This is a genomic window from Streptomyces sp. NPDC037288 (assembly GCF_055603265.1).
Genome location: NZ_JBVJVY010000192.1, coordinates 1 through 2,126 on the forward strand (window position 1 = coordinate 1; position 2,126 = coordinate 2,126).

Consider the following 2,126-nt stretch of genomic DNA (forward strand, 5'->3'; position numbering starts at 1 on the left):
GGCGTGGCGTCCACCAGGGCCTTCGCGTAGGCGGCGCCCTGGTCCGGGCCCGCGCTGATGAGCTGCTGCAGCAGCGCCTTGGACAGGCCGCGCTTAGCGAGGGTCTGGATGTTCTTCCCGAAGGCCTTGATCTGGTTCAGACGGACCGTCAGGCCGGAGAGGATGCCGCCCGCATCGAAGGTGTTGCCCCCGTTCGGGAGGGACGTGAGCTGCGCAAACTGGTTGGCCTGGTTCGTGGAGTCCGCAGCCAGCTGGTTCGCCGCCGTGATCCTCGCGGCGATGGCGTCCCGCTGCGCTGCCAGCTTGTCCAGCTTGCTGGTGGTCGACTTGATCCCGGCGAGCAGCCGATCGTCCACCGTGGTCTTCACGCCCTTGAACGCGTTCTTCACGGCCGTCGCAACCTTGGACATGGCCGCATCGATCGCCGCTGCGGTGCCCGCCAGCTGCTTCAGGAAGTCCCCGCCCACGGACGCGGCGATCGGACCGGTGTTGATGCTCTTACCGCCGACCTTGATGACGCCACCCGAGGCGTAGCCACGCGGCAGACCCCGGCTGATCCGGATCCCGCCGCCGACCAGACCGCCGCGGGCGTAACCACCCGGCCGGTTGTACGCCCGTGACAGGGAGCCGTAGTTGGCCAAGGCGTACTGCATCGACGCGTAGATGTTGGCGAGCGGGTCGACGCTGACGCCGTACATGAACGGGCCGGTGTTCAGGTAGCGGCCGGCGTAGCGGCGGAACGTCGGCTTGATGACCTGCATGAGGCCGACGGACGGGGTGCCGTGCTGCCAGTTGATGTCCGTCTTGTTGACGGCCCTGGGGTTGCCGGACGACTCCTGGTTCATCCGCCTGAGCGTGGTGTTGACCAGGGAGAGCGACTGGTGGACCTGGCCGAGGGCCTGCTGCACCACACCGCGCCAGCGATGCACCCCGCTGCCGCTGTCACCGCCGTCACCGCCAGTGATGTACGGCATCGGGTCGACTGCCCGGCCGTTCAGCCGGGCCTCGAGGTGCAGGTGCGGGCCGGTGACATTGCCGGTTGCGCCCACGGAGCCGATCCGCGCGCCCTGCTTGATGCCGGCGCCCATCTTCGCGGCGATGGCCGACATGTGCGCGTAGAGGGACTGCAGGCCCCCGCCGTGGTTGACCATCACGTGCTTGCCGTAGGGGCCGCCGCTGGTGACATCGGAGACCGTGCCGTTGTCGACGGCCACGACCTTGCGCCCAACAGCAGCGGGGAAGTCCAAGCCGGTGTGCCGGCCGCTGCTCCACATCGGCCCTCGCACCCCGAAGCGGGTACCGAAGGGCACGTTCACCGGCTTGATCCACTGCCCGGACGCGTCGGGGATGTCCTTGCCGCGGATGAAGTCGATGGCACTGTCTATGAGGTTGAGCGGCGCCTGGGCGACCATGCCGCCCCAAGAATGTTGGTTCTTGCCGAGGGCGCTGGTGATGCCGTTCTTGATGGGCTTGAACGCGGACTCGGCAAGGTCGGCGAGGCCTCCACGTACGGCGTTGGCGCCCTTCTTCAGAACGCCGCCCACGGTGTCGGCGATGCCGGATCCGATGCTGCCCAGGGTGCCGAGGATGCCGCCCTCGCTGAATCCGTACTGCATGCGGGCGACGGCAGGGTGCTGGCCGCGCATGGCGGCCTGGTTCATCGCGTACAGGCGCTGACGCTCGTACGGGTCGCGCATGACCTCCGAGACGTAGACACCCTCGCCGCGGCGCATGGGCACGAGCTGGTCGTCGCCATCCCGCCAGGACGACATGCCCGGCAGGACGCCGCCTCGAGCGAAGCCCTTGACGTTCAGCGTGTCCAGGTGCGGCACGTGCGGGATCTGGCCGGCCGTGGCGTTCCAGACCTTGACGATGCCGTTGTTGTAGACCGTGTCGACCCAGAACCGGATGGGTGCGGCGACCAGTTTTTTGATGCCGGACCAGACGTCGCCGATGCCGTCACGGACGGATTTGAACGCGCCTGTCAGTCCGTCACCGAACTTGTCGAAGCCTTCCCGGACCAGCTTCCATGCGCCGGACGCGATCGATTTGACGTTGTCCCAGAACGCCTTCCAGATCGCTGCGGCGCCGTCCTTGAGATCCTGGAATCGGCCGACGATGCCGTC

1 protein-coding gene is annotated in these 2,126 nt (G+C 67.7%); it reads right to left on the minus strand.

The genetic code is table 11. From position 1 onward, the window contains the following. Positions 1-2,126: peptidoglycan DD-metalloendopeptidase family protein (locus tag ACZ7GZ_RS43145; protein ID WP_471033313.1), on the minus strand; the 2,126-nt coding region annotated here is incomplete at both ends.